Genomic DNA, 17,152 nt, shown 5'->3' on the forward strand with positions numbered 1-17,152 from the left:
TGGCTAACATAGGCTGAGTGCTTTAGCGTTTCTAGACCTCGATCGGGTACACTTAGTCCCCTTCACTTATGGCAAGTTCCTTAGGGTTTCTGTTTGAAACGATCCGCCAAACCCCTAGCAAATCTGTTCTCCGCTTGCACATTGCCCCTAAGATCGGTGAATATTTTGCCGCGAAGCGATCTGCCATCTTTTTCTTCGATCAAAAACGCTTCAGCGATCGCAATCTTCAGAAAATCCTGAAAATTGCCCTGTCCACCGAGCTGAATCCGGTAGCTCGTTATCTAGCAGAGCGGCATGCTCCCGTTCATGAAGGCTTAGTCACAACGCCCAAGACTTGGAAGTTAATTTGTCCCCGCCCTGATCACTGGCATGTAATGGCAGGACCAATTATTAATCAGGGTCAAATTGTAGGCACAGTCGGTTGTACTCGTGAACAAACGATGTCTGCGTTTAACAGCGAAAATTTAGTTGATTTGAGTGCCATTTACTTACACTTATCAACTTGGGTGGCAACTATGGAGGCACCTGGCATTATATTGCAGCACCAATCACTCAACACCCCTTCTCCAGAGAAGCTACGCCAATATTTAACACCCCGTGAGTTGCAGATTGCAGAACTGGTGGCATTGGGACAAACCAATGCAGAAATTGGCCATCAACTTTGGATTACGGAAAACTCTGTAAAGCAAGCTCTAAAGCGCATGTTCCGTAAGCTTGAGGTTTCCTCTCGCGCAGAAATGGTTGCAAAGCTCTTAGATAAAAGGCTCCACTGAAAACTAATAGGAAGCGATCGCCATGCGGATAAAACTAAAGGAAATTGCGTTTGCCAATGGGGTAGTGTTCGTAGACTTGTACAACATTGGTTTTAGAGTTAAAGCTTTTGTCAACACTCAATCTGCAAATGGGTCAGCGGAAAATAGGCGGGGATGGCTCTTACAGGGGGAAGAAATGGCTATTGAGCGAGTGCTCACGAATGCTGGTCGCCTGTGGGTCAGCGGCAAAAACCCTAGAGGCGAGCGAATGGATTTGGATCCAAAAGATTTGCTTTATGTGGAGGAGTAGCGATCGCTCTCTTTTGGAAGTTTAGAACGAATTACAGGTCTATCCGCTAGGATAAGCACATATCCATTTTTGAAAGCCCAGCAACTTCCGATAGATTGGTTATAACAAGTGAGTTTGTCCTAGTGGATACTTCCCCAAACTTCTCGCCTGCTTTATCAGAAGCGATCGCCTTGGTCGATCAACTTTCTATTAACGATCAAAAAAAACTGGCGCTTTACCTGCTTCTGTACTTATACCAACGTTCCGTTGTATCACGCGCAGAAATTGATGCTTTAGTCCTAGTGGATAGCGAGCCACCTGATCCGCTAGGACCAACTTCTACGGTAGCGGTAGGGTGGAAGCAAGAGAAGCGGGTGGTGAAAGAACGAGACAGCGGTGCGATCAACACTTACATTGAATATTGGTTCAATTGTGAGGTGTGGAGCAGTAAAGAAGAAGCATGGAAACATAAATCCTGCTATATCTGCCAACATCCCGAAGGGCGATCGCCTAGTCCTGGTGCTGCCCGCAAGATTGAGCTATTGAACCGTCAAATTGCTAACAAACGCCCGTATTGGGAAACGATGCAACTGCTCAACAAGCAACGCAAGCTAGAACAGTGGCAGGGACATTTATAGATCAGCTTTCAGTTCATTCTTGCGTACCTACTAAAGTTTCAGAAGTGTACGAATTTGGTTTTGGTGTTTTGGTTGAATGGATCGCTCTCCCTTAATCCACCGCGTAATTAGGGAGCGATCGACCCCCAGTTTCTTTGCTAGTTGGGCTTTAGACCAGCCTAGATTATCTAAAGCGATCGATAAATCTGCGCTTGTTAGTGTTTTTGAGCGTTCTAAGGCGCGCTGAATTGGCGTAAAAGGTTCAGAGTCGGAAGCTGCATCTGAGCCTAGGACTGCTCCTAATTTTTCCTGAATTAGAATCGTTGGCTGAATGATGACGATCGCCTTGAGCCAAATCGTTAACCAGTTGCGGGGACGTACTTTAGCCTGCTTAGAATTTTTATCGATACCCCATTCTGGTCTGATACAGTCTGGATATGTTTCTAGATCAAACTCAATTTGCCAGCCTAACTCGTGGAGCGTCAGCAACGCATGATTCCACTGGCTAATCAATGCATTGCGCCGCTGCTTATTGGTTTGGAGCGCCATCATCAGCTCTTTGGGTTCCAATCGTTCTAGCAGTGTTCCGACTTCGTAACGACCATCACAACGAATCCGACTCATGATGGTTAGAAAGATAGCTAGTTTAGAAGCTAAGCGTTGACGATAAGGATTGATCTGCAACGTGCTTTTGGCTAAATATCCGTACTGACAAAGCGCTTGCTTGCCACCACTAAAATCCTTGGCATTGAGAAATTTCTCCGTCCAGCTACCAGGGCGGACTTTAATGTATAGCTCGTCAGGCTCTCCTGCTTCATATTGAAGAGAGCCAGGCTGTTCGGTATCGACTGTGAGTGCCAACTGCCCGACACATTCTAGTTCTTCCAACATCCACATCGGTCCTCGCGCCACGTTATAGCGATTTGCGCCCACGTTGATGTTGCTAATGAGTACCGATAGACTACAAACTAGTTCGACTAAGTGGCTGATCTTCTTGAGCTTCTGTCCTAAAGTAATATCTGTGCGTTTATCCCAACCGAACAGCTTGATTAAGTCGGTTCCCCTTAGCCGAATTTGCTGTTCCCAAGGTTGCTCTGAATCTGTGGCGTAGGATGAGAAAATCAGCAGCACATAAGCCGCCTCCGGACCAAACTGCTGAATGATCTCCCATGCAGCTTTGCCCGGAACTAGCTCGATCTGGCGGCTTGATGGACTCTGACGAACAATGTTGTGCTGAATAAACCCTTCTCCAACCAGCTTTTTCCAGTAGGGATATTCTCCATCCTCCCACTGATTGTTGATTAGTGCTTGCGCTCCTGTCAGAATTGGATAACCAGTGGCTACTTGTTCAATCTCTCGCCCTTGAAATAGAGCTGGGTCAGCCACGAACTCATCGGTTGAGCGAATTCCTAGGAGTTTTTCAACCTCATCAACTGAGAATCCAGATAGGTCAAGGTTGCCTAACCACTCACTCGCCGTATAGAAAGCACAGGCACTGATAACGATTGATTCTTGCCAAGCTTCTTCTTCAGGTAAAGTGGGGTCTGCTTCTACAGATAACATGCCTGGAATTGAGCAATCTACTGGCATGCGTCTGTCTACTTTCCATTGCTCTAGCCGAGTTAGAATCCAATTGGCTCTTTGGCTCCAGAACTCTTCTTGTTTCAAAATAGCTCTGAATAGTTTCTCTAAACGAGCGATCGCTGGCTTTTGTAATGCGCCGATTTTTTCAGTTTCGTTGTAGAGGTTGATTAAATCACTGGTGCCTTTACTCTTAGAACGGGTTTGGCGTAATCGATGCTGGTTGATGCCAGTCGCCACGTTGACTAATACCAGGTTGAGGAATGATTTGCCCTGACGTAGTTTCTCGGCGTACTCTGGTGCGGTGCTAATCTCCACGATGGCATGGGGACTAAGTGCAGCGCTGCTCTCCTCTAGGATGACTGTTGCGCTGTAAGAATGCTTATCTTCTTCGCGATTTGCTGCACTCATGGGCATGGCTTCACGGAGGCTGGTCAACATCCTTGTAAAACCTCATCAGTATAGCTGGTGAGTTTGTTGCCAATGGTCTTGCCTTGATCAACCAGTCAAGTTGTCAACACGATTGCATTGGGTCGACTTAGCGCTTTGCTAATTTGAAACCTGAAAACCCTTGTCCATTGACTGCTCTGGCTTTTATAACTCATGACTTACTGTTGCCAAAACCTCTAGAATCCCTTGACCAAAACCTCTAGAATCCCCTGACCAACTCTACTGATTTTGCTTAGATCGTCTTACTTCTTTGTGGCAGTAGCGGCCTGAATTTGCTGGAGAGCTTTCCCCTTGGCATCTTTGCTTCAGGTTGATTTGGACTAAAAACAAAAATTTCCTTTGATAAAAGTTTACGTTCCCCTGTTGTTGACAGTGTTGCCAAAACCTCTAGAATCCCCCGACCATCGTCTTAAGTTTGGATCGTTTACGCGATCGCGCCCTACTTGTATTTCTCTCTTAAAGGCTGTTAGAGGTTTACTGAAGCAACTCTAAGGCTCAAAAAGTTGTTGACAATGTTGACAAGTGCTCTAGAATCCCCCGACTTCCCTTTCTCAGGAGTTGTTGACAATGTTGACAGCTGCTCTAGAATCCCCCGACTTGGTCTTTCTACTTCTTTCTGTTTTCGCAGCGAGGGCGATCGCTTTTCTTGTTGACAGTGTTGACAATCTCTCTAGAATGGCGCGACTTCAGCTCTAGAATCCCCTGACCAAAAAAATTTTTTAGCTCTAGAATTTCCCGATTTATCTTTTTTGCAAACCCTTTCCAGCATTGGTCTTGTGCCTTGCTGACACCCTCAAGGGAAACGTGTTGACAAACCCTAGATCGCAAAAAAACGCATGTTATATGTGCTCTATTCCAGTTCTTGTTAGGAACAGAGCAATTTTGATATGCAGGTACAAGGCTCCTTATGCTTTCAGGGGGTACGTGAATGGGATAGTGAATTTCTGGCACTTTTCCCCCACCGCTTCGATTACATTTATGCCCATCACCCAGAGTTTCAAGTTTCTCCGGTTTGGCAAACTGAGAGCCGCTACCCCCTATCGGATCGGCTGATTCAGCAGGCTGCTTGTCTTTATGGTGTGCGTTTTGGTGCAGAGACTCAGTACTGCTTACTCGATATTGATATTGGCAGCCGCTACCACCCTAACCAAGATCCCTTAGCTATTGCTCGCTTGCTGGCTGCTCTGGAACCGCTGGGACTAGTTAGCTATCTTGCTTGTACTTCCAGCTATAGTGCGGGGCTGCACCTCTACTTTCCCTTTAAGCACCCACAGAAAACTTGGCAGCTTGCGATCGCCCTCCAGACACTCCTAGAGAACGCAGGTTTTAAGCCAACTTTAGGTCAACTAGAGCTTTTTCCTAATCCTAAGCTTTACAGCACTGATGGCGCGCCTAGTCTCTATGCTGCCCATCGTTTACCCCTCCAAACTGGTTCCTATCTACTAAACCGTAGCTGGGAGCCTATCTACACTTGCCAAGCTACTTTTGTGCAGCAGTGGCGATCGGCACAACATCATAACGATATTGATGTTCAAAGTTTGCAACAGACGCTTAAAATTGCTCATCGTCAGCGCTACCACCTCTCCGGGAAAGCTGATAAATTCCTCAATGACCTGAACGCAGAGATCGAGCCTGGCTGGACAGGTCGAGGACAAACTAACTACCTTTTAGGCCGCATTGCTCTGCGTAGCTATATCTTTGGTCATCTTTTCTATGCTTCCCAGCCTTTAGAAGGTAAGGCTTTAGTAGATGACATTGTTCAGATTGCTAAATCGCTTCCGGGCTATCACGATTGGTGTCAACATCAGCATGAAATTGCCAAACGAGCTGAGGAATGGGCGCTTTGTGTAGAGAACAGCCGCTACTTTCACTTTGGTCAAGGCAAACAGTCTTTAGTTAGTTCTGCTGATCACCTACTTACCGAGCAACTAGCTACTGCAGAAGTTGTGCCTTGGAATCAGCAGCAACAACAGGGGGCGAGAGAACGCATTAGAAGCGCGATCGCTGACCTACTGAACCAAAGTCAACTGCCAAGCAACACTACGGCGCGCTTTAAGGCACTCACAGAATACGGCATCGGTGGTAGCACTCTCTACCGCCATCGTGACCTTTGGCATCCAGATCACCTTGGGGAAAACCCCCCCCACCCCCCGACTTCATTAGATATATCGAGTGAGGATTGCTCTGGAACAGCATCCTCACTCAATAGCTCTACAAGCTTATTAGTTAGCAAGGACCGTAATGCCTCTCCTAGCGGACCCTCCAGCGATTTTCAGCCTTCTGAAGATTCTGCTGCGGGTCGTAATTCTAATCTCAACCAGTCAATGCCTGAGGCTCCCCTACTTGATGCTTCACTGGAGCAACCCAGTTTGCAGGGAGTTCGCTACATCCAGCAAGTGTTATTGGAGGTTAAAGAGCGGCTAAGAAGCCAGCAGAAGCCTCAATCTGAGTCTCAATCTATGTCTGGCTCTGTTCCCTACTCAAAAGCTGATCAGACCGCTCACAGGCGCAAAATGGAGCAGTATTTAGCCTCTGGCGATCCAATCTTGATAGCTGAGGCTCGGCGATCGCTGCTAGCGACTCAGAAAGGGCTACCTAGGCAACTGTCACCTTTTAGGCAACCGGAGCAACAGGCGATCGCAGATAGTTCCGTAGGTAATTCTGTAGATGATTTCGCAGACTGGTCTGAAGTGCTAGCGCAAATTAGTGTTCACCGACGGCGTTTAGGTTGGGCTGCGGCACAAGTCCAAACTGCTCTGCAACAACTGTTTGGCAAAGCCAGCCAAGCTCTGTTAACAGATGCGGAACTGGCTGCATGGCTGCACTGGTTACAGCAGCAGCCTCTGTCCTTCTCGGATTAATAACCCTGGATAATTGGACAAATCGTGGTTTCGGGGTTGGCGGGTCTGGTTTCCCAGCCAGAGAGTAAACCTTCTAACTCCAGCTTGAGAACTTGCAATTGCTGGATTTGCTGGTCAATTTCGGCCACTTTGTCTTCTAGCTTGACTTTGACGTGATCGCAAGGTAATTCTCCTTGATCGTGCACATCGAGAAACTCTTTAATCTCTGCCAAACTCAATCCCAACTTCTGCGCCCGTTTGATGAAGCTCAAGCGGGTGAAGATTCCCGGATCAAAAAGGCGATAGCCTCCCTCAGTTCTGCCGATGGTTTTGAGCAGTCCTAGCTCTTCGTAATACCGAATAGTTTTAATTGGCACACCGCTAGCTTTAGCAACCGAACCAATTTGTTTTCCTGCTTCTTGAGCTATCATCGCTAATCTCCCAGGGTTTAGTCTCCCAGTTGCCTATAATTCACTACTTTGATCTTAGATGCTCGATTTTCGCACTTCCACCACGCCTCGAAACATATTCATGCCGCAGGTGAACTCATATCTGCCTGGTTTGTCTGGGGTAAACTCGATCGCGGTGGTTTGATGCAGTAGTAAGGCTTGGGCAATGTGAAAGTCAGGAAATCGGACTTCCTCTAGACAACTGCTAGGGTCTTGGCGATCGAAATTTAAGCGTACGGGTTGCCCTGCTTGCACCACAATTTGGCTGGGTTCATAACCACCATCTACGGTAATCGTGACTTCCTGAACTCCCGCCTGTGTAGTGGCTTGACGGGATTTAGGTTTACTGAGCAGGAACCACCATAACTCCAGACCCACTAATCCCAATCCCCCCGCTGTTACTGCTCCTTTTAGCCACAAGGGTTGCTCAATCCGTTGGAATTGTCCTGTTTGCTCGGTTGCATGCCCCGTTTCGTGATTCACTTGTGCCACTACTTGCGCTACTACTGGCCTAGAAGCTATCTCTGCCACTACTGACCCAGAGGTCATGCTCAACAACCCCCAACCTAGGATGCTACCGAGTAGTGGTGTTTTGTTGATAATGTTCATCTCGGAAGAACCTCCTACCCTGCCAAGTGTTTAGGGCTGAAATGACGCAACCGCAGGGCATTGGTTACGACTGAAACCGAGCTAAATGCCATTGCCGCACCCGCAATGATCGGGCTTAAGAGCCAGCCGAAGACAGGGTAGAGAATGCCAGCAGCGATCGGAATCCCCGCCACGTTGTAGATGAAGGCAAAGAACAGGTTTTGTTTGATGTTGCGAATCGTGGCTCGACTGAGTTGGATGGCAGTGACAATGCCTTGTAAGTCCCCAGAGATCAGCGTGATATCACTCGCCGCGATCGCCACATCGGTTCCTGTGCCAATGGCAATCCCTACATCGGCTTGAGCCAGGGCAGGCGCATCGTTAATCCCATCACCTACCATCGCTACCACTTTACCTTCTGCCTGAATTGTGGCTACGGTTGCCGCTTTTTGGTCAGGGCGAACTTCGGCAAAAATCCGCTGAATTCCCACTTCACGAGCGATCACATTAGCGGTGCGTTGGTTGTCACCTGTCAGCATCACCACTTCCAACCCCATCTTCTGCAAAGCCCGAATGGCATTGATTGAAGATGGTTTTACAGCATCAGCGATCCCCATAATTCCCTCAGCTTTACCGTCCACAGCTATCCAAATGACAGTTTTGCCAAGATATTCCAGTCTGTCCCAATGTGGTTGGAGAGCGCTGGTATTAATACCTAACTCATGCATCCAACGGTGTGTGCCAATCTGCACCCATTGGTTGGATACATAACCTTGCACCCCACTCCCCGCGATCGCCTCAAACTCCTGCGGATGTGTCAACTCAACTCCTTGAGACTGGGCATATTGCACCACAGCTTCCGCCAAAGGATGTTCGGAGTTGCGTTCAATGGATGCGGCTAGACGCAACAGGTTTAGCTCGTTGTGGTTGGCTGTCCCCTTCGTGGTCACATAGTCGGTGACAGTCGGCTTGCCTTGCGTAATCGTGCCCGTTTTATCGAGAACGATTGTTTGCAGTTTATGGGCCAGTTCTAGACTTTCTGCTCCTTTGATCAAGATGCCATTCTCCGCCCCTTTGCCTGTGCCAACCATGATTGAAGTCGGAGTTGCCAAACCCAGCGCACAAGGACAGGCAATAATCAGCACGCCCACTGTGGTAATCAACGCCATCGTCACGTTGCCCATGATGTTGAACCAGACAATGAACGTGAGGATGGCGATCGCAATGACCGCTGGGACAAACCATCGGGTCACTTGGTCGGCTAATCGCTGAATGGGGGCTTTCGACCCCTGAGCTTGCTGCACCAACTTCACGATTTGGGCTAAAAAAGTGTCCTTACCGACTCTGGTGGCTCGAAACTTAAAGCTACCTGTTTTGTTGATTGTCGCCCCAATGACTTCATCTCCTGCTTGCTTCTTCACCGCTACGCTCTCGCCTGTGACCATTGCCTCATCGATGGTGGAAGCACCTTCCACAATTTCTCCATCCACCGGAATGTTTTCACCAGGACGTACCAGAATGATGTCGTCTACTCTGACTTCAGTAATGGGAATGTCTACTTCGCGATCGCCTCGGATCACCCGGGCGGTTTTTGCCTGCAAGCCCATCAGCTTCCGGATTGCCTCAGAGGTTTGCCCCCTAGCGCGATTTTCTAGTAAGCGCCCTAACAGAAGCAACGCGATGATCACAGCCGCCGCTTCAAAGTACACATCTGGCTTCAGCCCTTGAGCAATGAACCACTGCGGCAGCAAGGTAGGCAACAGAGAGTAGAGGTAAGCAGTCCCCGTTCCCACAGCGACTAATGTATCCATTGTGGCAGTGTGCCGCTTCACCGCCTTCCAAGCATTGATGAAAAATGAATTGCCTGCCCAAAACATTACCGGAGCAGTCAGCACCAACTGGAGCCAGGGATGGTGCAGCCACATGGGGATGAATGGAATCTGCAACTCTGTCATCGCAGGCAAGGACCCGATGATTAAGACGGCGCTAATGATGCCGCTGACTGTGACTTTGCGAGTTAGCTTGCGGTTTTCTGCCTGACGCTCTCGGCGTTCGGCATCATCTGGCTCGAAGACATCCTCGGACAGAGGTTGCGCCGCATAGCCCGCAGCAGCGACTGCCTCCTGAATTGCTGCCACATCAGTTTTTTTGAGGTCATAGGTGACGCTGGCTTGCTCGATCCCAAAGTTGACGTTGCAAGTCTCAACTCCCGGTACAGAGCGAATGGCATCTTCAATGTTGTTAGCACAGGCAGCACAACTCATGCCCCGCAATTTGAGGGTGGTGTTCTCCATATCGGCTCCTCCTGCCCTAATCTGAGATAGTGTAGCCAGCTGTCGTGATGGCAGTGCGGATCGCTGCTTCTGCCGCCTGAGTCTCAATGTCAACAAATTTGGTTTTGGGGTCTGCCTGTACCGTAGCGGTTGAATCAACGGCTTTCACAGCCTTCGCGATCGCCTCGCTACAAGCAGAGCAAGCCATATTGGGAACTTTCAGTTGCAGTGTCATGGGTCAAATCCTCGTTAGTTGATTTGACTCTATCCTGCATCCTCCAGTCCACTGGAGAGTCAAGAGGCGTTGGCAAAAAATTTATAGAGACTTTGAGGCGGATTTGAAGCGAGCTAAAATTTGCCACAAAGACTAAGCTGAGACTCTACAGAACTAATGGGTGGACTGCTATTGAGCAGCTAGCGGTAATGTAAACCAGAAGGTTGTTCCTGCGCCAGGAAGGCTGGTAACCCCAATTTCTCCGCCATGCGCTTGGATAATTTGGCGGCATAAGTAAAGTCCTAAGCCAATCCCGATCGAACGAGTCCGATCGCCCCGGACATAGCGCTCAAATAGGCGATCGCGTTGGGCTTGGTTGATTCCGATCCCGTTATCCTGAACGGTGCAGTAAATCATATCTAACTTAGCTTCTGGAGTAGTTGCTGGCTCCGCGTCGGAAGTCAGACTCGACTCACTCATGTCCCTGCTGGCGTCAGGCTGGGTTGCACCCGAGAGGGTAGCATTAACCGTTAAACTCAGCCCTGCTGGATTATGGTTGAGGGCGTTGGTGAGGAGGTTTTCAAACACCCGTCTGAGTTGCAAAGGATCAGCGGCGGCAGAAAGTAGCTCTGGCGCAATCCGATTAGTCAGGGTGGCCCCATTCTTGGCTAGCAATGGCTCCAAGTCTTCAGTCAGCCCCTGCACGAATGAATGCAAGTTAATCGGCTCTGGTTGTAGCACCAGACTACCCGCTGCACTAAAATGAGCATCTAGAAGCAGGTTGAGCAAGCTCAGTTGGCGATCGCTACTGTGGATCATGCGCTGCAAAACAGACTGAGAAATAGAAACCGTTGCTTCAGCTTGCTTCTGAGCTCTTTGCTGCAAATTTTCTAGGACTAACAAGGTGCCCACGATGGGTGTACGGAGGTCATGAGAAATGGCGTGCAAAAACTCTTCTTTGAGTTGATTCAGTTCTTGCAATTCCACCATTTTTTGCTGCAATTGCAGATTTTGAGTTTGGAGTTGCTGTTGTAACCGACGGACGGTGAGGTGAGTTTCAATCCGAGCTAGCACTTCTTCAATTTGGAACGGTTTGACAATATAGTCCACCCCACCCACAGCAAAGGCTTTTACCTTATCTAAAACGTCTTCTAGGGCACTAATAAAGATCACTGGGATGTCACGGCTTTGGTCGTCCGCTTTGAGTTGTTGGCAGACTTCATAGCCGTTCATTTGGGGCATGTTGATGTCTAGCAAAATTAGGTCGGGTGGTTCCGCGCCGACTCCCATTAACGCCATCGCCCCATTAATCACACTGCGGACCTCATATCCCTGCCCCGTTAGCATGGTGGATAAAAGGCGCAGGTTGTCTGGTGTATCATCCACGATGAGGATATTTCCTCGAGAAGCATCAGGTTGCATGCAGTCAGCGATTTAGCTTGATCAAGTAAGAGATGCTGAAAATCTTACAGTGAATTGCACCCAGTCTCTAGCTAATCAAAGATTCAGTTAACTCCACCAGAAGGTCAAAGCGATAGTGCTTGACGAGATCTTTTAAGCTGTTAGCTAATCGGCTATGGTTTTGCGGAATCTGTTCCAGCAGTTGTAGCACTAAATTGGCATTGACTCTAGTTGCGGCTGTGTGTAATTCGGCAATCCAGGCCAGCGGCATTATCCTCAAATCCTCACATTTGACATTTTGAATTCGAGGTAGCGAGTTGCTCGTAGATCGAGCTCCGATCGCGGCAAAGCGTTTTGCCAACTCTGCATCGGTTTTTGCGGGTTCATAGAGATACTCGGCTCCTAAATAAGCGGCAATTTTGTCAAAAATTACTTGTTCTCGGAATGGCTTGCGGACGAGGTCATCACAGCCGGAAGCCAAGATTGTGGCTCGTTGTTCTTCAAAGGCGCTGGCAGTTAAGGCGATGATCACAGTTCTATGCGCTCTAACGGGGGCGGTGGCTTCTAAGCGGCGAATTTGGCGAGTGGCTTCATAGCCATCCATCACAGGCATTCGCATATCCATCCAAATTAGGTGGGGTTGCCAGCTTTGCCATTGGGCGATCGCTTCTTGTCCATTGGTCGCTAGAGCCGTCTCAAAACCCACCATTTGTAGAAGTTGCTCGATGAATTTGCAGTTCTCTGGGCGATCGTCTACGACTAGAACTCGATAAGTTGGTTGGTTGGGAGCTAACCGGAGGACTCGGCCTCTAGCAGTCGCTTGAGCTGATTCTACAGGTAAAGCGGCCAGGGTAAGCGGCACCCAAAACTGGAAGCTTGACCCCTGCGCAATGGTGCTGCTGACCGTCAGTTCACCCCCCATCAACTGCACAAATTGGCGGCTAATTGTTAACCCCAGTCCAGTGCCTTCCCTGGCTTGAGTTCCACTAGTGGTTTGGACAAAGGGTTGAAACAGGCTGTCTATCTCTTCCGGCGCGATGCCACTTCCGGTGTCTTCAACGGCTACACAGAGGTGATAGCTAACTCCCGCAGCTCGATTTTCGGTTTGAATGCTGGCTCGTAGCCGTACCTCACCCCTGTCTGTGAACTTCACGGCATTACTTAAAAGATTGATCAAAACTTGGCGGAGTTTGCCTTCATCTATCAAGACGTAGGGAGGCAAATCAGGTGCAAGTTCAAATTGCAGAGACAGTTGCTTCGCTTCGGCTCGGATTTGAAACATCTCCTGAAGCGTGTAGAGTAGCTGATGCAAGTTGAAGGCTGTAGGATGCAAAGTCATCCGTCCCGCTTCAATTTTGGACATTTCTAGGACATCATTAATCAGGTTGAGCAAATGTTCTCCACTACGATTAATGATTTCTAGGGATTCTTCTTGCTGATCTGTTAGGGCAGGGTCACGCTCCATCAATTGAGTAAAGCCGAGGATGGCGTTCAGGGGCGTTCGCAACTCATGGCTCATATTAGCTAAAAAGATGCTCTTGGAGCGGTTGGCAGCTTCCGCAGCTTCTTTGGCAATGCGTAGCGCTTCCTCGGCTTGATGTCGCGCCCGCCCAATGGCAATCAGCTCGCCTACCAATTTCAGGAGGCTCAATTCCTCTTGGCTCCAAGTTTTAGGGCTATGAACCACATCCATCCCTAGAAAACCCACGACTTTATCGGCGTGAGACATAGGAACTGCTACCAGCGACTGCACAGACTCATGCTCAAACAAACGCCTCTCTGGCATTTCTGGTGAGAGCTGAGCCAGATTGGGAATGTGAACTACATTGCCGCTCAAGATCAGACGATGGAAACGCAGAAACATTTCTACCGGATTTTCTCTGACCTCAAGCGTTAAGGGTAGAACTCCAGATGCGCACCACTCATGGACAATCTGGGCGATCGCTTGATCTGGAGAGTACTCAAAAATGCAGCTCCGCTCCGCTCCAAAAAATTGCGCGATCGCCTGCAAGCTGAAGTCAACGGCTGTCTCTAAGTCTTGGTCAATAAACTGCCGAGAAATGCTGCTGAGTAAGCTTTCTACTTGGGCTCGATACTGCACGGCCTCATCGGCTTGCTTGCGTTCTAGCTCTGCACCTGCACGAGCTGCAAAAATCCGCATGATCAGCTCTCGTCCTGCATCGGGTGACATTGGTTTCACATCCATCACCCCCAAAATGCCCAGGATATCTCCTGCTGCATCGACTAACGGAATCCCTAAGTAGCTCTCAACTGCGATCGCGGTGAAGTCGGAAATGCTGGGGAAAAGGGTCGGCAAGTCTTCCGAGTAATAGCAAACTTGGCCTTTAATCACCTGGCCACAGGGCAAATTCTCTGTGTTGTACTCGAAGTTCTCGTCAATTTTGCTATCTCCCCACACTGCCAAAGTACAAGCTTTGGTTTTAGTTGCGTTGATGAAGCGGCTGACAAAGGCGTAACGGACTTGCAGCACCTCCGCTAGGTAGCGCACACAAGACTGAAAGAACTCATCTCCTGTTTTGGCTGCCGTTCCTTCCACAATTAAGCGCAGCGCTTCTTCTCGTTGTTTGCGATCGGTGATATCCTCCATGACAAAATCGAGATAGTTTTCTGCTGGGTTCAGACGGAAGGATAGTAGAACCCAGATTATGGTTCCACTACGTTGACGCAATTCAAGTTCAAAGTTTTTTACTTCTCCATATTGCTGAACAATGTCTGCAATACGCTGGCTATCATCTGGATTAACGTAAACAAACTCTGGAGAGAGCGGCGTACCAATTACCTCAGCGACAGAAGCATATCCAAGCATTTCCGCACAGCGTTGATTGGCCTCTAAAATGCCTCCCACTTCTAAACGAGCGCGACCAATCCCCACCTGAGAGTTCTCAAAAATATTGCGGTATTTAACCTCACTTTCTCGCAGTGCTTCCTCAGCTTGCTTGCGCTCAGTAACATCGTGAGCAATTCCCAAAATAGTAATCTGGCCGTTGGAGTCTTCAATAGGTGAGATATTGGCGGTAAACCAATGCCAACTGCCATCTTTATGTCTGAACCGAACTTCATCTCCTGACTGCTTTTCTCGAAGTTCCACCACTCTACGAACCAATTCAATGGGTTTAGACAAGTCGTCAGGATGAATAAATTCAGCAGTATAGCGACCCTCCATTTCTGATACACTGTGGCCCAGAATAGAACTTATATTGGGAGAGACATAAGTGAGCCTTCCGTCTAGGTCGTGGAGGAAGATAATATCATTGGCATTCTCTACGATGGTACGAAACTTCAGTTCACTTTGCTGAAGCGCTTCCTCTACGCGCTTGCGTTCATTGATGTCGCGAGCGACCCCAATAATAATTAACTGGCCATTTGCATCTCGCGAAGCGGCTAGATTAGAAACTAACCAGGAATAGCTGCCATCTTTGCATCTAGCTCGATACTCGATTTCGGAATTCTTCTCGCCTGTGGCGACAACATGGGCGATCGCGCTGGCACATCGGGATAAATCCTCAGGGTGAATAAAAGGCGCAAAGGAGTCCCCAAGTAGTTCACTCGGTTCAAAACCCATGATGTTACGCAAGTTGGGCGACAGATAGGAAAAAATGCCTTCAGGATTAATCACGTAAAGGGTGTCATGAGCGTTCTCGACAATGGTGCGAAACTTTAACTCACTCTCCTCTAGAGCCGCTTCCACCTGCTTGCGCTGGGTGGCATTGGTGCCGACCGAAAGAATTTCTACCAGATTTCCTTGGTCATCCAAGATCGGTTTATTGGCCCAAACAATCCAGACGCGATCGCCGTTCTTGCACAGATTTTCATTCTCATTCAGGAGATAGTTTTCTGGGTGCAGACAAATATCTACCATTAACGCTTGTAAGTCGCGCCCAGAGGTTTCGGTCTCCGGAACAATCGTGCCAACCACATTACGACCGATGATCTCATGGCTCTCGAAGCCAAGCAAACGCTGGCCGTAATCATTCATGAACAGGATATCACCATTGGTATCCCAGCGTAGAATGATGCAGTTGGCTGTCTGCACTAAATCTCGATACTGAAGTTCGCTGGCTCGGAGGGCGGCTTCGGCTCGCTTCAGTTCGCTGATGTCTCGCCCTAAAACCACCAAGCCTTTGCGCTCCCCATCTGGATCAAATAAAGGCACCTTAATGAGGTCAAGAATCTTCACTGTGCCATCAGCGCGAAGACAGATCTCCTCGATGCGCTGAATTGCTTGGAGTTGCCAAGCTTCTTGATCGGTCAGGTGGCAAGTACTGAGGATGTCCCCATAAGAGTGACTGAATTGAGCCAACTCAGCATCTGTTTTACCTTTATACTCCAGTTCTTTCAGTTCAAAGAAGTCTAGGTTAGCTTGATTAGATTCTAGCCAGCGTCCTTCCCCATCCTTAAAGCAGATAATGTCGGGTGTGGCATTAATCAGAGTTCGGAGCCGTTCTTCACTCTCTCGCAGTGCTGCTTCAGTTTGCTTGCGAACAACTTCTTCGCGCTTCGCTTCGCTAATGTCTCGGAAATAAAAGACTCTGCCGTAGTAATGGCCTTGGGGCGATCGCGCTGCAATAGAATAGCGCTCTAAAGTGCGTCCATCCTTCAGTAAAATTTCATCGTAAGTGATTTCTTCTATATGTTGGTAGAGGTAGTCAATTTGTGCTCGAAATACCTCAGGCTGTTCTACTTTATCAATAACGAGTTCTATTAATTGACCGGAATGCTGGTTTTGCATCGCTAGCTCTGGAATTCGCCATAGCTGACAAAACCGCTGATTGTAAGAAACGATGGAGCGGTTTTCATCAACTACCAAAATCCCATCGAGGGCAGCTTCTTGTTGAGCTTTCAATAGAGCGTTACTGCAGCGTAACTCTGCGGTCCGACTCTCAACTTCTTGCTCTAAATTCGCGTTGAGTGCTGCCAATTGTTGAAACAGTTTCGCCTGCTGAATGGCGATCGCTACCTGATTGCCCAGTTGCTCTAGCAGCTCAATCTCAAACGGTTGCCACTCACGAGTTTCCGAACACTGGTCAGCCATGAGGATCCAGAAGCCGCGATCGCCATCATAAGTACTCGATGAGCGGGTGCTATATGCGGGTAGAGGGGTAGCTTGAAACGGTTGATCTACCTTGATCGGCACGCCTAAAGAAGCTTTGATCTGGCATCGTTCTAACAAAAGCTGACTGGCGCTATCAGAAAGTCCCAGTTCAGATATATCACTGATCGCCAGAATTCCTGCTTCAAACCTTGCCAGCATTTCTTGGCTAAACGTGACATCAGTAATCGTTGTGCCTAAAAGAGAGTGCCAGTCAGGGAGAACCGATTCTGCCACTATTTTCGTTTGCCAATCGTCTGTAATAAAGCATAGACAAACGCGATCGGCTTCTAGAAACTGCTGTACTTCTACGACCGTCGTATTGAGAATTTGCTCTAAATCGAGAGATTGCCGAATCCGTAGAGCAATCTCACCCACAATATGCCCTTGTTGGTTCGCTAGATGTAATTGAGCTTCAAGCTGCTTATACTCACTTTTTAGCTTGGAGTACGCTGCTTCTCTAGCTTGCTGATCCTGCTGAAGATGTTGGACTTCCTGTTGCAGTTCTGCGATCGCGGAGTGGAGTTGGGCTGATGTGGCTGGGTTTCCTGGGGTGTTCATAGATTCTCTCAGGCTTTAATCCGTGCT

General features: G+C 48.6%; 11 protein-coding genes. 4 read left to right on the forward strand and 7 right to left on the reverse strand.

The features are described from left to right. Window positions 1-68 precede the first annotated feature (68 nt). The 3 genes from H6F72_RS27680 (at window position 69) to H6F72_RS27690 (ending at window position 1,679) form a co-directional block, all read left to right on the forward strand. Window positions 69-773: a LuxR C-terminal-related transcriptional regulator gene (locus H6F72_RS27680; RefSeq protein ID WP_190442951.1), complete on the forward strand. Its 705-nt coding sequence runs from the start codon at window positions 69-71 to the stop codon at window positions 771-773. Window positions 774-795: 22 nt separating this feature from the next. After that, a complete protein-coding gene (locus H6F72_RS27685; RefSeq protein ID WP_190442953.1) occupies window positions 796-1,062 on the forward strand; it encodes a hypothetical protein in 267 nt (88 codons plus the stop codon). Between the two features lie 122 nt (window positions 1,063-1,184). Beyond that, the gene (locus H6F72_RS27690; protein WP_190442955.1) at window positions 1,185-1,679 is read left to right on the forward strand and encodes a hypothetical protein; all 495 of its coding nucleotides are present in this window, start codon (window positions 1,185-1,187) and stop codon (window positions 1,677-1,679) included. Window positions 1,680-1,709: 30 nt separating this feature from the next. On the opposite strand, the gene H6F72_RS27695 is transcribed toward H6F72_RS27690, so the two are convergent. After that, window positions 1,710-3,680 (reverse strand): helix-turn-helix transcriptional regulator, encoded by a 1,971-nt coding sequence (locus H6F72_RS27695; RefSeq protein WP_190442958.1) that lies wholly within the window; start codon window positions 3,678-3,680, stop codon window positions 1,710-1,712. Window positions 3,681-4,576: 896 nt separating this feature from the next. Between H6F72_RS27695 and H6F72_RS27700 the strand changes: the two genes are divergently transcribed. Then, window positions 4,577-6,550 carry a hypothetical protein gene (locus H6F72_RS27700; protein WP_190442960.1) on the forward strand — a complete coding sequence of 658 codons (1,974 nt, stop codon included), beginning with the start codon at window positions 4,577-4,579 and terminating at the stop codon, window positions 6,548-6,550. On the opposite strand, the gene H6F72_RS27705 is transcribed toward H6F72_RS27700, so the two are convergent. The 6 genes from H6F72_RS27705 to H6F72_RS27730 all read right to left on the reverse strand — a co-directional run bounded on the left by H6F72_RS27705 (window position 6,547) and on the right by H6F72_RS27730 (window position 17,125). Next, the gene (locus H6F72_RS27705) at window positions 6,547-6,960 is read right to left on the reverse strand and encodes a heavy metal-responsive transcriptional regulator (RefSeq protein ID WP_190442962.1); all 414 of its coding nucleotides are present in this window, start codon (window positions 6,958-6,960) and stop codon (window positions 6,547-6,549) included. The two genes, H6F72_RS27700 and H6F72_RS27705, sit on opposite strands and share 4 nt — an antisense overlap. A 54-nt stretch (window positions 6,961-7,014) precedes the next feature. After that, window positions 7,015-7,587 carry a cupredoxin domain-containing protein gene (locus H6F72_RS27710; protein ID WP_242017182.1) on the reverse strand — a complete coding sequence of 191 codons (573 nt, stop codon included), beginning with the start codon at window positions 7,585-7,587 and terminating at the stop codon, window positions 7,015-7,017. 14 nt (window positions 7,588-7,601) lie between these two features. Beyond that, window positions 7,602-9,860: a heavy metal translocating P-type ATPase gene (locus tag H6F72_RS27715; protein ID WP_190442964.1), complete on the reverse strand. Its 2,259-nt coding sequence runs from the start codon at window positions 9,858-9,860 to the stop codon at window positions 7,602-7,604. 16 nt (window positions 9,861-9,876) lie between these two features. Further along, on the reverse strand, window positions 9,877-10,074 hold the full coding sequence (locus tag H6F72_RS27720; RefSeq protein WP_190442966.1) for a heavy-metal-associated domain-containing protein: 198 nt from the start codon (window positions 10,072-10,074) through the stop codon (window positions 9,877-9,879). Window positions 10,075-10,242: 168 nt separating this feature from the next. Then, entirely contained in the window at window positions 10,243-11,439 is a 1,197-nt protein-coding gene (locus H6F72_RS27725) for a hybrid sensor histidine kinase/response regulator (RefSeq protein WP_348252374.1), read from the reverse strand. Window positions 11,440-11,542: 103 nt separating this feature from the next. Further along, complete coding sequence (locus tag H6F72_RS27730; RefSeq protein WP_190442970.1) at window positions 11,543-17,125, reverse strand: PAS domain S-box protein; 5,583 nt, start codon at window positions 17,123-17,125, stop codon at window positions 11,543-11,545. Window positions 17,126-17,152 lie beyond the last annotated feature (27 nt).

Source organism: Trichocoleus sp. FACHB-46 (assembly GCF_014695385.1).
Lineage (GTDB): Bacteria > Cyanobacteriota > Cyanobacteriia > FACHB-46 > FACHB-46 > Trichocoleus.

What these genes read in the sequence shown, in the direction of transcription:
- H6F72_RS27685 (WP_190442953.1), top strand. Translation starts at nt 796, where the DNA reads ATGCGGATAAAACTAAAGGAAATTGCGTTTGCCAATGGGGTAGTGTTC.
- H6F72_RS27695 (WP_190442958.1), bottom strand. Translation starts at nt 3,680, where the DNA reads ATGTTGACCAGCCTCCGTGAAGCCATGCCCATGAGTGCAGCAAATCGC.
- H6F72_RS27700 (WP_190442960.1), top strand. Translation starts at nt 4,577, where the DNA reads ATGCAGGTACAAGGCTCCTTATGCTTTCAGGGGGTACGTGAATGGGAT.
- H6F72_RS27710 (WP_242017182.1), bottom strand. Translation starts at nt 7,587, where the DNA reads ATGAACATTATCAACAAAACACCACTACTCGGTAGCATCCTAGGTTGG.
- H6F72_RS27720 (WP_190442966.1), bottom strand. Translation starts at nt 10,074, where the DNA reads ATGACACTGCAACTGAAAGTTCCCAATATGGCTTGCTCTGCTTGTAGC.
- H6F72_RS27705 (WP_190442962.1), bottom strand. Translation starts at nt 6,960, where the DNA reads ATGATAGCTCAAGAAGCAGGAAAACAAATTGGTTCGGTTGCTAAAGCT.
- H6F72_RS27680 (WP_190442951.1), top strand. Translation starts at nt 69, where the DNA reads ATGGCAAGTTCCTTAGGGTTTCTGTTTGAAACGATCCGCCAAACCCCT.
- H6F72_RS27715 (WP_190442964.1), bottom strand. Translation starts at nt 9,860, where the DNA reads ATGGAGAACACCACCCTCAAATTGCGGGGCATGAGTTGTGCTGCCTGT.
- H6F72_RS27730 (WP_190442970.1), bottom strand. Translation starts at nt 17,125, where the DNA reads ATGAACACCCCAGGAAACCCAGCCACATCAGCCCAACTCCACTCCGCG.